A 17892-nucleotide genomic window follows, 5' to 3' on the forward strand; every position below is an offset into this window, starting at 1 on the left:
GATGGCGCTTGCGGCGCAGAATGAATCAAAAGACACGATTCGGCACGCTAAACCTATGCGTGTCGACACGTCGCGATCCAAACCTGCCAATCATGACCTGAATGCGGCATGAACGTTCCTCCGCATACGGCTTCAGGCGACAGCGATGGCGCTAGACTCTTTGCTTGACGCGTTTTCTTTACGCGAACCGGTGTCCACTTCGCTCGAAAACGCTTTACTGGCCGAGAAAGCCCAGCACCAACTCCCGATACTTCTCCGGCGCCTCCAGGAAGACGAGATGGCCGGTGTCCGGGATCACCTCGGCCCGCGCATTCGGCATCTTCGCGGCAAGCGCTTTGGCGAGTTCGGCGTTCTGTCCCATCTTGGCGCGCAGCGCCTCCGGCGCGTTCGGCCGTCCCGGAGCGTTGTGATCGTCGGCACCCATCACGAACAGCGTGGGCAGCGTGATAAGCGGGATCTCGTGCGCCACCGGCTCGCGATAGATCATCTGGCCGGAGCTGACGAAGGCGCGCAGCCACCGCGGATAGTCGGGGGCGCCCTTGATGTTGAAACGGGCATCGATGAACGGCGTGATCGCCTCCGGCGGCAGCTTGATCGCATAATTGGTCTGCAGCTGCTTGCGGTAGCCCTCCGCGGTGAGCTTGTCCTCGGTCTCGATCATTTTCTCGGTCGGCGTCGGCGGCACGTAGAGGCGGTAGTCCTCCAGTCCGATCGGCGCGGTCAGCACCAGATGGGCGATGCGATCCGGATAGGCGCGGGCGATGCGCACGCCCAGCATGCCGCCGAGCGAGTGGGCGACGATGTCGGTCTTGTCGATCTTGAGATGATCGAGCAGCGCAATCGTGTTGCGCGCCAGTGTGTCGAAGTGAAGCTCGCCGGCCGGCTTGGATGATTTGCCGAAGCCGATCTGGTCCGGCACGACGACGCGAAAGCCGGTCTCGCTCAGCATCTTGATTACGGGGCCCCAGTAGCTCGACGGGAAATTGCGCCCGTGCAGCAGCACGACGGTGCGGCCGTTCGGCCGTGCGGGGGACACGTCCATATAGGCCATGCTGAGCTGCTCGCCGTCATTGACGAGCGGCAAGAGGTGCACGGGATAGGGATAGGCAAAGCCTTCGAGTGCGACGCCATAGGGCTCGCGCGGCGCGGTGTCGGCGGCGCGGGATGCAAGCGGGATGCTGAAGAGGGCGGCAGCGAGTGCGGCCGAGAAGATGCGGTTCATTGAGGTCTCCGGTGTGCCCGGGCAAAAGCGCGAAGCGCGTCTTCGCGAACTTGTCCGGGGCATCCACGTGCCAGCCGCAATAAAGACGTGGCTTGCCGGGTCAAGCCCGGCCATGACGAGAGGCCGAGTTCACACGGGATTGTGTGCCGTCACGCAGCTTGCGTGATCAGTCCTTCCCATTCCCGAACAGCGCGGCGAACTGCTTCTCGCCGGTGCGGGTGAAATTCACGACGCGGCTGCCGGGCGTGGCGTCGCGCGCGGCCCATTTGAGTTCGGCGAAGCGCTGCATCATGGCGGCCCCCAGCGTGCCGGCGAGATGATGCCGCCGCTCGCTCCAGTCGAGACAGGCCTTGCACACCGGGCGGCGCGGATGGGTGAGCATGTCGGGCGAGATCTGCAAATGCTTGGCGAGGAAGCGCTCGCCCTCGGCCGTCAGCTCGATCTCCTGCTTCCTCTGCCTGATCAGCTGTCGCGCGCGCATGGTGTCGAGCATCTGCACGCCGAGATCGCCGGCGAGATGATCATAGCAGATCCGCGCGCGCCGCAGCGCCGGATCCTTCGGCCCGGTGCGCACGCGCATGTGGCCGGTCCGCGCGGCAAGCCCCGCGAGGCCTTCGAGCACGCCGGCGACGTCGTCGTCGGTGAGGCGGTAGTAGCGGTGCCGGCCCTGCTTCTCCGGCTCGACCAGGCCGCCGGCCTCGAGCTTCGACAGGTGCGAGCTCGCAGTCTGCGGCGTGATGCCGGCCTCCTGCGCCAATTCGCTGGCAGTGAGCGCGCGGCCGTTCATCAGCGCGGTCAGCATGTTGGCGCGGGCGGGATCGCCGACCAGCGAAGCGACCATGGCGATGTCAGGCCCTGATTTCATGCTTCGATGCTAGCCGAAGCATTGCGGTAGGGCAAGGGCGTAGTCTCTCACGGCGTCGTCATTGCGAGCGCAGCGAAGCAATCCAGAGATGTTTCCGCGGAGGGATTCCTGGATTGCTTCGCTGCGCTCGCAATGACGGAGAAACGACAGGAGAGCCCATCATGTCCGTCACCGTCTTCATCCGCTACCAGCTCGATCCCTTCAAGCGCGCGCAGTTCGAGGAATACTCGAAACGTTGGCTCACCATCATCCCGAAATGCGGCGGCGAGCTGATCGGCTATTTCATGCCGCATGAGGGCACCAACAACATCGCCTTCGCGTTGATAACCTTCGAGAGCCTGGCTGCCTATGAGGCCTATCGTGCGCGGCTGCGGCAGGACGCCGAAGGCATAGCGAACTTCCATTTCGCAGAGGAGAACAAGTTCATCCTCGCGGAGGAGCGCACGTTCCTGCGCAAAGTGGTATTGTAGGCCACGACATCGTTAGCAGGAGACGCCCATGATCGCCGTGATCTTCGAAGTCTGGCCGAAGCCGGAACACCGTCAGGACTATTTCGACCTCGCGGCCGACCTGAAGCCGATCCTGCAAACCATCGACGGTTTCATCTCGGTCGAGCGTTTCGAGAGCCTCACCGAGAAGGGCAAGATCCTGTCGGTGTCGTTCTGGCGGGATGAGGCGGCCGTCGAGGCCTGGCGCAACACGATGGAGCATCGCCGCACCCAGGCCAAGGGCAGGGCGAAGATATTCGCCGACTATCATTTGCGCATTGCCAGCGTCATCCGTGACTACGGCATGAACGATCGGGAGCAGGCGCCGAAGGACAGCCGCGCGGTGCACGATGCGCACTAGCGCTGCCCGGGCGCGCTACTAGCGCTGCCCTGAATGCGCGCCTATGTCTTCGCGGCCAATAAGGGAGAGAAACATGCATGTGACAACCGCTGACAAGCGCGCAACCTTCAAGAAGATGCACGAGAGCGGCTGCTTCATCCTGCCCAATCCGGTCGATGTCGGCAGCGCCAAAGCATTGCAGCATCTCGGCTTCAAGGCGATTGCGTCATCGAGCGCGGGCTTTGCCTGGACCATCGGCAAGGCCGATAATCACGTCAGCGTCGAGGACGTCTGTCAGCATCTGGCAGCATTGAGCTCCGCCGTCGACATCCCCGTCAACGCGGATTTCGAGGGCGGCTTTGCCGTCGAGCCGGACAAGGTCGCCGACAATGTCGAGCGCTGCGTGCGCACCGGCGTTGCCGGCCTGTCGATCGAGGATTCCACCGGCGACAAGGCCAAGCCGCTCTACGACCGCGCGCTCGCGGTCGAGCGGATCAAGGCCTCGCGCAAGGCGATCGGCGACAGCGGCACGCTGCTGGTCGGCCGCTGCGAGGCGTATTTGTGGGGTGTGACCGACCTCAAACTGGTCATCGACCGGCTCACCGCTTATGCGGACGCCGGCGCCGATTGCCTCTATGCGCCGGGCCTGAAGAGCCGCGAGGACATTGCGGCGGTGGTGAAGGCGGTGCATCCAAAACCGTTCAATCTCCTGATCGGCGGCGCCGGCCTGTCGTTGCAGGAGGCCGCCGATCTCGGCGTGCGCCGCATCAGCGTCGGCGGCTCGCTCGCCCGCGCCGCCTGGGGCGGTTTCATGCGGGCGGCGAAGGAAATGGCGGAGCAGGGAACCTTCACCGAGCTCGGCAACGGCTATTCTGGCGGCGAGCTCAACAAGATGTTCAGCTGACCCAAACGAAAAGCGGCGGGATCTGGGGTCCCGCCGCTCTCGCATCCTCTCGCTGTCATGCCCCCGTGCGCAATTGCGCACCGGGGGCGGGGTATCCAGTACGCCGCGGCTTCTCGATTTAGCCACGACTATCGCGGAGTACTGGGTCGCCCGGTCAAGCCGGGCGACGACAGCTATCGTGTTATTTTTACTTCGCGCCGTCAGACGGCGTCTGCGTATCCGGGGCCGGCTTGCTCGGTGCCGCACCCGTGGTCACGCCCGGCCCGGCGTTGTTGCGCGGCGTTACGTCGCGCATACCGGGAGGCGAGGCCGGATTGGTCGGCTGCGTCTGCGCGGTTTGCGAGGCCGGTGTGTTGCTGGCCTGGTTGGTCGTGCTGGTATTGTTCAGGCCGTAGAACACGGCACCCAGCACTAGCGCAATCGCAACGGCAAACAGCGCAACCTTGCCGCTGGAGGCGGGGCCTTCGCCAAGTTCGGGATCGGCCTGAAGGTCGGCGTCCCGGCGCGCCGCGCGAAGATACTCATCGTCGGCGAGGTTCGGGCGGTACGGATCGTTGGGAAAACGGTCGTCAGCCATCGATAGGTCTCCTCGGGTTATTGCCGCGGGACAACCCGTAGATGCGAGATTCTGTTCCCGGCGCTTTATGCTTTCGTCGCATGTTGCTCCCGCCTCGGGAATCAGGAACCTGTCCAGGGAACCGTGGACTAAGTTCCATGGCGGACCGGGGAACAAATCCATGTGGAGCCTGCCGCCGACCGATAGCGTGCTGCATCTTCTGGCGTTCGTCGCCTTGACGGCGGAGGGTATGACGGCGGCACTGGCCGCCGGTCGGCGCAGCATGGACTATGTCGGCGTTTGTCTTCTCGCCTGCGTGACCGCGCTTGGCGGCGGCACGCTGCGCGACCTGTTTCTCGGGCACTATCCGCTGGTGTGGGTCGCCAACCCGATCTACCTCGCGCTGCCGGGCGGGGCAGCGCTGCTGACGATCCTGATCGCGCGGCTGGTGCATCGACTGCACCTCGCCTTCATCGTTCTCGATGCCATCGGCCTCGTCGTCTTCACCATGATCGGCTGCAACGTCGGCTGGCAGATGGATGCCTCACTGCCGATCGTGATCGTCTCGGGCATGGTGACAGGCTGCGCCGGCGGCGTGTTGCGCGACGTGCTCTGCAACGACGTGCCGCTCTTGTTCCGATCCGAACTCTACGCCAGCGTCTCGGTCGTGACCGGGCTGTTCTACGCCACCGCCTTCGATCTCAATCTCAATGCCGAGCTCTGGACGATCTTGACCTTCGTGCTCGGCCTCAGCTTCCGTCTGCTCGCGGTGCGCTACCGATGGGAGATGCCGAAATTCGTGTTCACGGGAGATGAAAAGAGATAGCGCGCTCTCTTCGCCTTGCCCCGCTTGCGGGGAGAGGCCGACGCGCGAAGCGCGGCGGGTGAGGGGGAGTTTTCGCGAGTCAAGCTGGTCGGCGTACGCACAGGTCCATCCACGTCGTCATTGCGAGCCAACGGGTCCGCGCGAAGCGCGGCCCGATGACAGGCTCCGCGAAGCAATCCAGAATACGTCCGCGGAAAGACTCTGGATTGCTTCGCTGCGCTCGCAATGACGGAGGGGAGGCGGCAGCGCGAATCTACGGCTCCGCCTTCCTCGCCTTCGCCACCTGCGACGGCGTCACCAGCGGGCCCGCATTGCCCCAGGAATTGCGCATGTAGTTCGTCACCGCGGCGATCTCGTCGTCGGACAATTGCTTGGCATAGGCCGGCATCTCGCCGGTGTTGGGTGCGCGCGGCGTCGTCACGGTGTGGGCGCCGTCGAGGATGATGCGCAAGGTGGAGGACGGATTGATCGATTGCAGCAGCGCGTTGCCGGGCAGCGGCGGATAGATCCGCGGGCTGCCTGTACCGTCGGCCTCATGGCAGGCGACGCAGAGCTTTGCGTAGACCGCCTGACCGGCCTTCATCTCGGCATCATCGGGCGGCGTCACGATGGTCTCGCGCCGCGCCGGCGGCAGGCTCTTCAGATAGACCGCGATCGCTTGCACATCGGCATCGCTCATCTTCGAGGTCGAGTTGACGACCACCTCCGCCATCGGTCCGCCGGCATGGCTTTTGGCGTTGCGGCCGCTTTGCAGATATTCGGTGATATCGTCGGCGCTCCACGACTTCAGCCCGGTGCGCGCGGCGCCGTCGAGCCTTGGTGCATACCAGCCGCCGATCTCGCTGCCGGATAGCGCCTGCGCCTGCTTGTCCACGCCAAAATAGTTCTTCGGCGTATGGCAGGCGCCGCAATGACCAAGACCGGTAACGAGATAGCCGCCTCTGTTCCACGCGGCGCTCTGGCTCTGGTCCGGCTCGAACAGGCCGGGCTTGAAGTACAGATAGTTCCAGACCCGCATCAGGCCGCGATAGCCGAACGGCCAGCGCAGCTCCGGCGGCTTGTTGCGGTTAGCTAGGGGCGCCAGCGTTCCCAGATAAGCCCGGATCGCCAGCGTGTCGTCCTTCGTCATCCGTGTGAAATAGGGATAGGGAAACGCCGGATAGTAGTTCGAACCATCAGGCGCGACGCCATAGCGCAAGGCGCGCGTGAAGTCGGCATCGGTCCAGGCGCCGATCCCGGTGTCGCGGTCAGGTGTGAGGTTCGGCGCATAGATCGCACCGAAGGGCGTGTCGATGCGCTTTCCGCCCGCGAACGGTCTCGCCGGATCGGCGGTGTGGCAGCCCGCGCAGCCACCGGCCTCGACCAGCGTCTTGCCGTAAGCGATCAGCTCCGGCGAGGGCTCGGCGGCGCGGGCCGCGCTTGCAACTGCACTGCACAACGCCAAACCCACGAGAGCCGACCCAACCAGAATCGTCCGCATCGAAAGCCTCTCCTGCGACCAATCGCCCGCATCCGGCATGACGGGGCATCAATTCATTTCGCGACGGCGGGGGTATGGTGACACAAATTGAAAATGCCCAGCGTGTTTCAGGCCACGAAATTGCGATTTTTACCCGGCGCTGCCTTTGGCCGAGATTTGTGATGCGGAGCGTGAAATTTCCGACATAAAGTGGCGGAGGTGGTCGGCGCGCCCTAGCTAAAAACGACGGGCAGGCAACGGCTTAAGTGGCCAAACGCCAAGAAGGGTGGAAGAGGACAGCATGGGCATCAACCAGGGTCCGATCAGTCTCGATCAGAAATATACCCAGCAAACTGGACACGTCTTCACCACCGGCATTCAGGCGCTGGTGCGCCTGCCCATGGCCCAGATTCGGCGCGATCGCGCCAATGGCCTCAACACCGCGGGCTTCATCTCGGGCTATCGCGGCTCGCCGCTCGGCGGTTATGACCAGCAGCTCTTCGCGGCGCGAAAGCATCTCGAACAGTACAACGTCAAGTTCCAGCCCGGCGTGAACGAGGACCTCGCGGCGACCGCCGTGTGGGGCTCGCAGCAACTCAACCTCTCGCCCGGCGCCAAATATGATGGCGTCGTCGGCATCTGGTACGGCAAGGGCCCCGGCGTCGACCGCTGCGGTGACGTGTTCCGCCACGGCAATGCTGCCGGCTCGGCCAAGAACGGCGGCGTCTTGTGTCTTGCCGGCGACGACCACGGCGCAAAATCCTCCACCGTCCCGCATCAGTCCGACCACGCCTTCATCTCGGCGCTGATGCCGTATCTCTATCCCTCGAGCATTCACGAGATGATCGAGATGGGTCTGCTCGGCATCGCGATGTCGCGCTACTCGGGTTGCTGGGTCGGCATGAAGGTGATCACGGAGACGGTGGAAACCACCGCCGAGATCGACCTCACCGACGAGATGAAGCCTTTCATCATCCCCTCCGATTTCGAGCTGCCGCCCGGCGGCCTCAATCTGCGCTGGCCCGACGACCGTTTCGAGCAGGATCGCCGCCTGCAGGACTACAAGGGCTTTGCCGCGATTGCCTTTGCGCGCGCCAACAGGGTCAACCGCGTCACCATGGATTCGCCGAACGCCCGCTTCGGCATCATGGCATCGGGCAAGAGCTATGAGGACGTACGGCAGGCGCTGCGCGAGCTCGGCATTACCGAGGAGGTCGCCGCCAAGATCGGCCTGCGCCTCTACAAGATCGGCATGCCCTGGCCGCTGGAGCCGGAAGGCGTACGGCAGTTCGCCATCGGGCTCGAAGAGATCTTCATCGTCGAGGAACGCCGCGAGATCGTCGAGAACCAGGTCAAGCAGGAGCTGTTCAACTGGCGCGACGACGTCCGTCCGCGCATCGTCGGCAAGATGGACGAGCACGACAAGCGCTTTTTGACCTTCGCCGCCGAGCTCAGCGTCGCCTCGCTTGCGACCTCGCTGACCGAGCGGCTGCTTCGACTTAATCTCAACCCTGAAATTGCGGAGATGCTCCGCGTCAAGGCCGACTGGTTCAACGGCCGCCAAGCCACGCAGATGCAGGCGGTCGCGCCTGTCTCCCGCACCCCCTATTTCTGCTCCGGCTGTCCCCACAACACCTCGACGAAAGTCCCCGAAGGCAGCCGCGCGCTTGCCGGCATTGGCTGCCACTTCATGGCGCTGTGGATGGACCGCTCGACCGAGACCTTCACGCATATGGGCGGCGAGGGCGTGCCGTGGGTCGGCATCGCGCCGTTCACCAACGAGAACCACATCTTCGCGAATCTCGGTGACGGCACCTATTTCCATTCGGGCATTCTCGCCATCCGCCAGGCGATCGCCTCCAAGGCCAACATCACCTACAAGATCCTCTACAACGACGCCGTTGCCATGACCGGCGGTCAGCGCCATGATGGCGATCTCTCGCCGCAGCAGATCACCCAGCAGCTCTACGCCGAAGGCATCCGCGAGCTCTATCTGGTCTCGGAAAACCCCGACGCTTACCCGGCCGACACCATCGCGCCCGGCGTGAAGAAGTATCACCGCGACGAGCTCGACAACGTCATGAAGATGTGCCGCGAATACAAGGGCACGTCTGCGATCGTGTTTGTGCAGACCTGCGCGGCCGAGAAGCGTCGCCGCCGCAAGCGCGGCCTGATGGAAGATCCGGCGCGCCGGGTCATGATCAACCCGGCGGTCTGCGAAGGCTGCGGCGACTGCTCTGTGCAGTCGAACTGCATCTCGGTCGAGCCGCTGGAGACCGAGTTCGGACGCAAGCGCGCCATCAACCAGTCGTCCTGCAACAAGGACTATTCCTGCCTGAAGGGCTTCTGCCCGTCCTTCGTCACGATAGACGGCGGTGCGCCGCGCCACCGCGCGCCGGCGGAGCTCAGCGAGATCGGCGAGCTGCCGGAACCGGCCTCGCGACCGACGCTGGAAAAGCCCTACAACATCGCGGTCGGCGGTGTCGGCGGCACCGGTGTACTCACCATCGGCGCGCTGCTCGGCATGGCCGCTCATATCGAGGGCAAGGCCTCGATGATCCTCGACATGTCGGGCCTGGCGCAGAAGGGCGGGGCGGTGCTCAGCCATGTGCGGCTATCAGATCATCCGGCCGAGGTGACCTGCTCGCGCATCGTCACCGGCACGGCCGATCTCGTACTCGCAGCCGACGAGGTGGTCGCGGTTGCCAAGGATACGATCTCACTCTGTGACTCCAGCCGCACGCACGGCATCATCAACAGCCACGTCATCCCCACCGCCGACTTCATCCTCAACCGCGATTTCAACTTCCAGACCCGCAAGTTGAACGCGGTGCTGGAGACGGCGCTGCACAAGGACTCCGTATTCTTCGATTTCACCAGACCGGCCGAGCAGCTGCTCGGCGATGCCATCGCCACCAACATGATGATGATGGGCTACGCCTATCAGAAGGGGCTGTTCCCGCTGTCGGCGGAGTCGATCGAGCAAGCCATCGAAGTCAACGGCGTCTCGATCAAGATGAACAAGGAGGCCTTCCGCCTCGGACGCCTTGCGGTCGCCGACCCCAAGCGCCTTGCCGACATGCTGAAGGGGACGAACGAGGTCGTCGCGCCCAAGACCCTGGAGGCGATGACGCTGGACGAGGTCATCGAGCACCGCGCCAAACATCTCACCGCCTACCAGAACAATCGTCTCGCCAAGCGTTATCGCAAGCTGGTCGACCAGGTTCGCGATGCCGCCAAGCAGGGCGGCTATGGCGATGCACTGCCGCGCGCGGTCGCGGTGAACTACGCCAAGCTCCTGGCCTACAAGGACGAATACGAAGTCGCACGCCTCTACAGCAATGGCGCCTTCGAGCAGCAGCTCCGCGACCAGTTCGAGGGCGACTTCAAGTTCACCTTCAATCTGGCACCGCCGATCCTCAGCAGCGGCGTCGACGCGCTGGGCCGTCCGAAGAAGCGCGCCTTCGGCCCGTGGATGCTGAACGTCTTCCGCGTGCTGGCAAAATTCAAATTCCTGCGCGGCACCCCGTTCGACATCTTCGGCCGCAGCGCCGACCGCAAGCTCGAGCGCGATTTGATCGCCGGCTATGAAAAGGACGTCGCCACCGTGCTCGGCCTGTTGTCGCCGGTCACGATCGACACCGCCGTCGAACTGCTCTCACTGCCCGACCGTATCCGCGGCTATGGCCCGGTGAAGGAGAAGGCGGTGAACGACGCCAAGGCCCGCTATGCCCAGCTCGCCGCGGACCTCGCCAACCCACCGCCGGCGCCACGGCAGATCGCAGCCGAGTAGGCAGTCCTGTAGGGTGGGCAAAGCGAAGCGTGCCCACGTCTTCAGGATTGATTTCGGCGAGATGGTGGGCACGGCGCGTTGCGCCTTTGCCCACCCTACGGCACCACCCCTTGCGTTGCCCGTCGCGCAAAACACTCATGCCATGGGTCAATCCGCTAGCGGAAAAATATTCCACTTTACCGAAATTCGGAATTATCGTAGCTATCGCTCACCTCATCCCAGTCAGAGGGGCGTATCGCGATCGTCACGAAACGCGGGGTGAGCGGCGGTGGACGCGGGCTGCGTCGCACGGGGGATTGTCTCGCGTGCACGACGGGCGCGGTCTCGCGTACGGCAAAATCGTGTGGTCCTGGCGCCCGGGGTCTGTGCGTCAAGTCTTGCGATCACTCGCAAGGCGACGGGGGCAATAGTGCATCGCTCCCCGGGGAGAGCGCGACATAAGCCGTAAAGCCACTGCGCAGGGAAGGCCGGATGTTTGGCTTCACCTGTATGCCGCTGTGCATCTGTTCTTCGCGCATTTCGCGCACAGCGGACCGTGGGTGCCCAGCCGGCACCCGGTCTTCCCTGCGCCCTCTGTTTGGAGGGGGAGCAAGACGGGAGCAAAACTCGGGCGAACCCGCCGCGAGGATGCGGGCGTGTGTCTGCGATTTAGTTGTGAATGGAAAGAGCGACGTCGCTATCCGCGAACTCCGTCATTGCGAGCGCAGCGAAGCAATCCAGAATCCTCCACGGAGGGACTCTGGATTGCTTCGTCGCAAGGGCTCCTCGCAATGACGACGCGGCAGGCAGGTTAGCTTCCTATCCGCGGCCGGGATTTCGGCTGGACTCCAGTTGCGCCCACCCGCTGCCCTCTCGCCCGACGGAATATTTCCGCGCTTGCCAATCAGGCCGGTGCGGTTCAGAAAAAAGAGCCAAGAAGAAACGCGATCGGAGACCTGAAGTTTGACCATCAAGGGCAAGGCCTACATTGCCGGGATTTTTGAACACCCGACCCGGCATGCGCCGGACAAATCCACCGCCCAGCTCCATGCCGAGGTCGCCAAGGGCGCGATCGAGGATGCCGGGATCAGCAAGGACGATGTCGACGGTTATTTCTGCGCGGGCGATGCGCCCGGCGGCGCCTGGCCGATGGTCGATTATCTCGGCCTGAACACCAAAAAACTCCGCCACGTCGATTCCACCGAGACCGGCGGCTGCTCGTACATCATCCATCTCGGCCATGCCGCCGAGGCGATCGCCGCGGGCAAGTGCTCGATCGCGCTCGTTACGCTCGCCGGCAAGCCGCGCACCGGCGTGATGCCGCCGCGCGCGGCCGGTGCCGAGGTCGATTTCGAGTCCGCGTACGGCGCGACCACGCACAATGCCTATGGCATGTGTGCCATGCGCCATATGCACGACTATGGCACGACCAGCGAGCAGCTCGCCTGGATCAAGGTCGCGGCCTCCCATCACGCGCAGTACAATCCGCATGCGATGCTCAAGGACGTCGTCACCGTCGAGGACGTGCTGAACTCGCCGATGATCTCCGATCCCCTGCATCGCATGGATTGCTGCGTCGTCTCCGACGGCGGCGGCGCGCTGATCGTGACCACGTCGGAGATCGCGAAGAGCCTGAAGAAGCCGCTGGTCAGGTTGATCGGTCATGGCGAAGCCATGAAGGGCCCGCGCGGCGGCAAGGATCTCGATCTCACTTATTCCGCGGGCGTCTGGTCCGGCCCGCGTGCGTTCGAGGAAGCCGGGATCACGCCGAAGGACATCAAATACGCCTCGATCTATGACAGCTTCACCATCACGGTGCTGATGCAGCTCGAGGATCTCGGCTTCTGCAAGAAGGGCGAGGGCGGCAAGTTCGTTGCCGACGGCAATCTGATCTCGGGTGTTGGCAAGCTGCCGTTCAACACCGACGGCGGCGGCCTCTGCAGCAACCATCCGGTCAACCGCGGCGGCATGACCAAGATCATCGAGGCTGTCAGGCAGTTGCGCGGCGAGGCGCATCCGAAGGTGCAGGTCAAGAATTGCGATCTCGCCATCGCCCACGGCACCGGCGGGCTCTTGGGCGTCCGCCACGCCGCCTCGACCGCCATTCTGGAGCGCGTGTGATGAGCGAAGTGAAAAAGTATCCGGCCCCGGTGACGAACCCCGAGACCGCTGCGTTCTGGGATGCGGCGAAAGAGGGCAAGTTCATGATCAAGCGCTGCACCGCCTGCGGCGAAGCGCATTACTTCCCGCGCTCGATCTGCCCGTTCTGCTACTCCGACAAGACGGTGTGGGAGCAGGCGTCCGGTGAGGGCACGATCTACACCTACAGCCTGATGCGGAAGTCGCCGACCGGGCCTTATGCCATCGGCTACGTCACGCTGAAGGAGGGGCCATCGGTGCAGACCAATTTCGTCGACTGCGACCTCGAGAAGCTCAGAATCGGCCAGAAGGTTAAGGTGGTGTTCAAGCCGACCGACGGCGCACCGCTGCCGTTTTTTACGCCGGCTTGATTACTTTCTTCCTTCTCCCCTTGTGGGAGAAGGTGGCGCGAAGCGCCGGATGAGGGGTCTGTCTCCGCGGAGAGAGATTTCAACGCGGAAGCAACCCCTCACCCAAATGCGTATGTGGCCGGCACCTCGTGGCCCTCTCCCACAAGGGGAGAGGGCACATTGATAAGCGCCGGTGAAATTCCGGAGGAAGACAAACAACATGTCCGCCAGATACGAAGAGCTCAAGGCCCTCAAGAACATCGGCCAGAAATATGCCTACACCGACCGCGAGGTCATGCTCTATGCCTACGGCATCGGCCTCGGCGCCGATCCCATGGACGAGAAGGAGCTCGCCTTCGTCAACGAGGGCACGCTGACGCCGCGGCCGCTCAAGGTGGTGCCGACGTTTGCTTCCGTCGCCGCCTGGGGTTCGGGACCGGGCGAAATGAACCTCAACCGCGTCATGGTGGTAGACGGCGAGCGCGACATCACCTTCCACCAGCCGCTGCCGGTCGCCGCGCGCATCACCGCCGATTCCTCCGTGCTCGAGGTCTACGACAAGGGCAAGGACAAGGGCGTGGTGATCAGTCACCAGACCGTGCTGAAGAACGAGAATGGCGAGAAGCTGGCTACTCTGGTGGCCTCGCGCTTCGCCCGCGGCGATGGCGGCTTTGGCGGGCCAAACCTGACCCAGCCCGATCCGCACAAGATCCCGTCGCGTTCGCCGGACAAGACCATCGACATCGTCACGCGCCCTGACCAGGCGCTGGTCTATCGCCTCTGCGGCGACCGCAACCCGCTGCACTCCGATCCCGAGTTCGCCAAGAAGGCCGGCTTCCCGCGCCCGATCCTGCACGGCATGTGCACCTACGGCATCACCTGCCGCGGCGTGCTGCAGACCTATGCCGATTACGACGCTTCCGCCTTCCGCCAGCACGTCGCGCGGTTCTCTTCGCCAGTCTATCCCGGCGAGACCGTGACCATGGACCTCTGGAAGGACGGCAACACGATCTCGTTCGAAGCCAAGGTGAAGTCGCGCGGCGTCACCGTGATCAAGAACGGCAAGACGGTGCTGGGTTAGGCGGGCACCGGCGGTTCACTCCCTCGCCCCGCTCTAGCGGGGAGAGGGTGGGGTGAGGGGCTCTCACCACGAGCCGTGACGGTCTTGAGACCTGTACCCCCTCACCCGATCGCTACGCGATCGACCTCTCCCCGCAAGCGGGGCGAGGTGGAAGAAAAAGCAAACAGGGAGAAGCCACCATGGGACTACTCGACGGCAAGGTTGCGCTGATCACCGGCGCGGGCGGGGGGCTCGGTGAGGCCTATGCAAAGCTGTTCGCGCGGGAAGGGGCGTCCGTCGTCGTCAACGACCTCGGCGGCCCCCGCGACGGCTCCGGCGCTGACAAGTCCATGGCGCAGCTTGTGGTCGATGCGATCAAGGCGGAGGGCGGCAAGGCGGTCGCCAACGGCGCCGACATCTCCACCATGGAGGGCGGTCAGTCGGTGTTCGACGACGCCATCAAGCACTTTGGCCGCGCCGACATCCTCGTCAACAACGCCGGCATCCTGCGCGACCAGACCTTTCACAAGGCGTCTGAAGCCGACTGGGACAAGGTCATCAAGGTGCATCTGAAGGGCACTTTCTGTTGCACTATGCCGGTGTTTCGCTGGATGCGGGAAAACGGCGGCGGGGTCATCGTCAACACCTCCTCGACCTCGGGCCTGATCGGCAATTTCGGCCAGACCAATTACGGCGCGGCCAAGGGTGGCATCTGGGGCCTGTCCAACGTGCTGGCGATCGAAGGGCGGAAGTACAACATCCGGATCTGGACGCTGGCCCCGGGCGCGCTGACCCGCATGACCGCAGACCTGCCCCGCTATAAGGAGAACCCCTCGGCGGCGCTGGGGCCGGACGGCATCGCACCGGCCGTGCTATACATGGTCAGCGATTTGTCGGGCGACCAGACCGGCAAGGTGCTGGGCGTGTCCGGGCCCCGCGGCGTGCGCGAAATGCGGATGATGGAAATGGAAGGCTGGAAACCGCCGCACACGGGCTGGAAGGCCCAGGACATCGTCGATCACGCCAAGGAGATCTTCTTCTCCGAGGAGCAGATCAAGATGGGGGCGCGGCGGTTTTAGCCATCGACAGAGAGAAACAAGGAAGACGATGAAACTCACCGCCGACGCCAAGGGCACCTTCGCAATCGCGCCGACGCCGTTCCACGACGACGGCCGGATCGACGAGCGCTCGATCGACCGCCTGAGCGATTTTTACGAGGAGGTCGGCTGCGACGGCGTCACGGTGCTGGGAATCCTCGGCGAGGCGCCGAAGCTCGATGCCGCCGAGGCCGAGCAGGTGGCGGTGCGCTTCGTCAAGCGCGCCAAGAAGATGCAGGTAATCGTCGGCGTCTCCGCGCCGGGTTTTGCCACCATGCGCTCGCTGGCGAAGGCCTCGATGGATGCGGGCGCGGCCGGCGTCATGATCGCGCCGCCGCCCTCGCTCCGCACCGACGACCAGATCGTCGGCTATTTCAAGCAGGCCGCCGAGGCGATCGGCCCGGATGTGCCCTGGGTGCTCCAGGACTATCCGCTGACCCTCTCGGTGGTGTTCACCCCCGCCGTGATCCGCAAGATCGTCACGGACAATGCGAATTGCGTGATGCTCAAGCACGAGGACTGGCCGGGGTTGGAAAAGATCTCGACCCTGCGCAATTTCCAGAAGGACGGCTCGCTCCGTCCGCTCTCGATCCTCTGCGGCAATGGCGGGCTCTTTTTGGATTTCGAGATGGAGCGCGGCGCCGACGGTGCCATGACCGGCTATGCCTTCCCGGAACTCTTGATCGACGTCGTGCGCCTCTCCAAGGAGGGCAAGCGCGACGCCGCGCATGATCTGTTCGACGCGCATCTGCCGCTGATCCGCTACGAGCAGCAGCCGGGCGCCGGCCTTGCCGTGCGCAAATATGTGCTGCAGAAGCGTGGCATCATCGCCTCCAGCGCGCAGCGCAAGCCCGGCGCGACCATCACCCCGACGGCGAAGGCGGAGGTCGATTATCTCCTCTCGCGCGTCGCCCGCGTCGACAAGCGCGCCAATCTCGGCCCGCAATCCAGCGCCGCAGGTTAGTCGCATGGCTGAAGCTGTCGCATCACGCCCTGCCTCGACCATTCTCCTGCTGCGCGACGGTGCGGGTGTCGACGGCAAGAGCCGCGACGAGATCGAGGTCTTCATGATGGTTCGCCATCATCAGATCGAGTTCAACTCGGGCGCGCTGGTGTTTCCCGGCGGCAGCGTCGATGCCGGCGACAAGGAGATCGTCGCTCGCGCCGATCTTTATTCGGGCGGCGAGGGCCTCAGCGAAGCGGACCGCGGCTTTCGGATTGCCGCGATCCGCGAGACCTTTGAAGAAAGCGGCATCCTGCTGGCGCGATCGAAGGATTCGGGCGCGCCGGTCGACGCCAAGCGTGCCGGCGAGATCGCGGATGCGCATCGCGTCGCGCTCAACGAGCATAATATTAGCTTCCTAAAAATCCTCGAAGATAACGGCCTCCAGCTCGCGCTCGACACGCTCGTGCCGTATGCGCACTGGATCACGCCGGAGGGCATGCCGAAGCGCTTCGACACCTGGTTCTTTCTTGCGGCAGCGCCGCCCGATCAGCTCGGCGCCCATGATGGTCGCGAGTCCACGGATTCGATCTGGGTCTCGCCGCGCGAGGCGGTGGAGGGCGGGGAGAGCGGCCGCTTCAAGCTGCCGTTCCCGACCACGCGCAATCTGATCCGGCTCGCCAAGCAGCCAAACGTGAGTGCCGCACTGGAGCACGCCCTTGGGATGTCGATCGTCACGGTCATGCCTGTGATGACCAAGACTGAAACCGGCCGTCAGCTCCGCATTCCCCGCGAGGCCGGCTACGACGGCGAGGTGTTCGAGGTCGGGGCGCTCGGCTAGGATAGTTCGACACCAAACGAAGTATCGGCGGCTGCGGACGCGCTAGGTTCCGTTCATCGCGAATGGACGGGACGCAACGCATGAACAACCGGCAGGGTACCAACATCGCCGTCGAACTGGCGTTGCTGGTCGCGCTCGCAACGCTCTGGGGCGGCTCCTACACCTTCATCAAGCTCGGCGTCGCCACCATCCCGCCGATCACGCTGATTGCGGCGCGCACCGCCATCGCGGGCCTGTTGCTGCTGGCCGTCATGTGGTTGCGGGGCATCAGGATGCCGACGGATGCGGCGACCTGGCAGCGCTTCGCGTTTCAGGCGGTGCTCAACAGCGTGATCCCCTGGACGCTGATCGCCTGGGGCGAGCGCCATGTCGATGCCGCGCTCGCCACCATCCTCAACTCGGCCGGGCCGATCTTCACGTTCCTGCTCACGGCGCTGATCACCCACCACGAGGCGACGACGCCGCGAAAGCTGTTCGGCGTGATCGCCGGCATGGCCGGCATCCTGCTGATCGTCGGCGTCGATGCCTTCCATGACATCGGCAGCGGCCTGCTGGCGGAGGCGGCGATCGTGGCCGCGACGATCTGCTATGCCTGCGCCGCGATCTTCGGCCGCAGTTTCAAGGGGCTCGATCCCATGGCTCCCGCCGCCGGCTCGCTGCTGACGCGGCGGTGCTGATCCCGGCCTCGCTCGTCGTCGAGCAACCCTGGACGCTGTCGCCCTCGCTGGCGTCCGTGTTGGCTCTGCTGGCGCTCGCGGTGTTCTCGACCGCAGCAGCGTTTGCGATCTACTTCCGCTTGATCCAGACCCTAGGCTCGGTCGGGACCACCGCGCAGGCCTATCTGCGCGTCCCCATCGGGGTTGCCATCAGCGTCGCCTTCCTCGGTGAGACCTTGAGCCGGACCGCCTGGATCGGGCTGGCCTGCGTCGTCCTCGGCGTTGCCGCCATGACGATCCCGGCCCGGCGGCGGACAAGCCTCAAAGGCTCATAGTCCGAAACGGAGGAGGGGCGGCAGGCCCGATATTAAGGA

15 protein-coding genes and 1 pseudogene are annotated in these 17892 nt (G+C 64.3%); 12 read left to right on the plus strand and 4 right to left on the minus strand.

Going from position 1 to position 17892, the window contains the following annotated elements; all coding sequences use genetic code 11:
* Positions 1 to 214: 214 nt before the first annotated feature.
* Both XH85_RS20070 and XH85_RS20075 read right to left on the minus strand, forming a co-directional pair.
* Positions 215 to 1222 carry an alpha/beta fold hydrolase gene (locus XH85_RS20070; protein ID WP_128933158.1) on the minus strand — a complete coding sequence of 336 codons (1008 nt, stop codon included), beginning with the start codon at positions 1220 to 1222 and terminating at the stop codon, positions 215 to 217.
* Positions 1223 to 1388: 166 nt separating this feature from the next.
* Entirely contained in the window at positions 1389 to 2087 is a 699-nt protein-coding gene (locus XH85_RS20075; protein ID WP_128933159.1) for a winged helix-turn-helix domain-containing protein, read from the minus strand.
* A gap of 161 nt (positions 2088 to 2248) precedes the next feature.
* On the opposite strand from XH85_RS20075, the gene XH85_RS20080 reads away from it, so the two are divergent.
* From XH85_RS20080 to XH85_RS20090, 3 genes are all read left to right on the plus strand, one after another.
* Positions 2249 to 2557 carry an NIPSNAP family protein gene (locus XH85_RS20080; protein ID WP_128933160.1) on the plus strand — a complete coding sequence of 103 codons (309 nt, stop codon included), beginning with the start codon at positions 2249 to 2251 and terminating at the stop codon, positions 2555 to 2557.
* Positions 2558 to 2585: 28 nt separating this feature from the next.
* Positions 2586 to 2936: an antibiotic biosynthesis monooxygenase family protein gene (locus tag XH85_RS20085; protein ID WP_091894692.1), complete on the plus strand. Its 351-nt coding sequence runs from the start codon at positions 2586 to 2588 to the stop codon at positions 2934 to 2936.
* A 73-nt stretch (positions 2937 to 3009) separates the two neighbouring features.
* On the plus strand, positions 3010 to 3819 hold the full coding sequence (locus XH85_RS20090; RefSeq protein ID WP_091894690.1) for an isocitrate lyase/PEP mutase family protein: 810 nt from the start codon (positions 3010 to 3012) through the stop codon (positions 3817 to 3819).
* 187 nt (positions 3820 to 4006) lie between these two features.
* Here XH85_RS20090 and XH85_RS20095 read toward each other — a convergent pair whose 3' ends face one another.
* Positions 4007 to 4396, minus strand: coding sequence for a hypothetical protein (locus XH85_RS20095; protein ID WP_128933161.1), 390 nt, complete (start codon positions 4394 to 4396; stop codon positions 4007 to 4009).
* Between the two features lie 160 nt (positions 4397 to 4556).
* Here XH85_RS20095 and XH85_RS20100 point away from each other — a divergent pair, with 160 nt between their 5' ends.
* Entirely contained in the window at positions 4557 to 5201 is a 645-nt protein-coding gene (locus XH85_RS20100; RefSeq protein WP_128933162.1) for a trimeric intracellular cation channel family protein, read from the plus strand.
* Positions 5202 to 5454: 253 nt separating this feature from the next.
* On the opposite strand, the gene XH85_RS20105 is transcribed toward XH85_RS20100, so the two are convergent.
* Positions 5455 to 6681 (minus strand): c-type cytochrome, encoded by a 1227-nt coding sequence (locus tag XH85_RS20105; RefSeq protein WP_128933163.1) that lies wholly within the window; start codon positions 6679 to 6681, stop codon positions 5455 to 5457.
* A 280-nt stretch (positions 6682 to 6961) separates the two neighbouring features.
* On the opposite strand from XH85_RS20105, the gene XH85_RS20110 reads away from it, so the two are divergent.
* The 8 genes and pseudogenes from XH85_RS20110 to XH85_RS20150 all read left to right on the plus strand — a co-directional run bounded on the left by XH85_RS20110 (position 6962) and on the right by XH85_RS20150 (position 17853).
* Positions 6962 to 10453, plus strand: coding sequence for an indolepyruvate ferredoxin oxidoreductase family protein (locus XH85_RS20110; RefSeq protein WP_128933164.1), 3492 nt, complete (start codon positions 6962 to 6964; stop codon positions 10451 to 10453).
* Between the two features lie 942 nt (positions 10454 to 11395).
* A complete protein-coding gene (locus XH85_RS20120) occupies positions 11396 to 12553 on the plus strand; it encodes a thiolase domain-containing protein (RefSeq protein ID WP_128933166.1) in 1158 nt (385 codons plus the stop codon).
* A complete protein-coding gene (locus XH85_RS20125; RefSeq protein WP_128933167.1) occupies positions 12553 to 12942 on the plus strand; it encodes a Zn-ribbon domain-containing OB-fold protein in 390 nt (129 codons plus the stop codon). Before XH85_RS20120 ends, XH85_RS20125 begins: the two co-directional genes overlap by 1 nt.
* 199 nt (positions 12943 to 13141) lie before the next feature.
* Positions 13142 to 14002, plus strand: coding sequence for a MaoC family dehydratase (locus tag XH85_RS20130; protein WP_128933169.1), 861 nt, complete (start codon positions 13142 to 13144; stop codon positions 14000 to 14002).
* A gap of 179 nt (positions 14003 to 14181) precedes the next feature.
* Positions 14182 to 15060, plus strand: coding sequence for an SDR family oxidoreductase (locus XH85_RS20135; protein WP_128933170.1), 879 nt, complete (start codon positions 14182 to 14184; stop codon positions 15058 to 15060).
* A 28-nt stretch (positions 15061 to 15088) separates the two neighbouring features.
* Complete coding sequence (locus tag XH85_RS20140; protein WP_128933172.1) at positions 15089 to 16042, plus strand: dihydrodipicolinate synthase family protein; 954 nt, start codon at positions 15089 to 15091, stop codon at positions 16040 to 16042.
* Positions 16043 to 16046: 4 nt separating this feature from the next.
* On the plus strand, positions 16047 to 16862 hold the full coding sequence (locus XH85_RS20145) for an NUDIX hydrolase (RefSeq protein ID WP_128933174.1): 816 nt from the start codon (positions 16047 to 16049) through the stop codon (positions 16860 to 16862).
* A gap of 80 nt (positions 16863 to 16942) precedes the next feature.
* Positions 16943 to 17853, plus strand: a pseudogene (locus tag XH85_RS20150) (DMT family transporter).
* The last annotated feature ends 39 nt before the right edge of the window (positions 17854 to 17892 follow it).

Origin of the sequence: Bradyrhizobium zhanjiangense, from assembly GCF_004114935.1 — a bacterium.
Classification (GTDB): domain Bacteria; phylum Pseudomonadota; class Alphaproteobacteria; order Rhizobiales; family Xanthobacteraceae; genus Bradyrhizobium; species Bradyrhizobium zhanjiangense.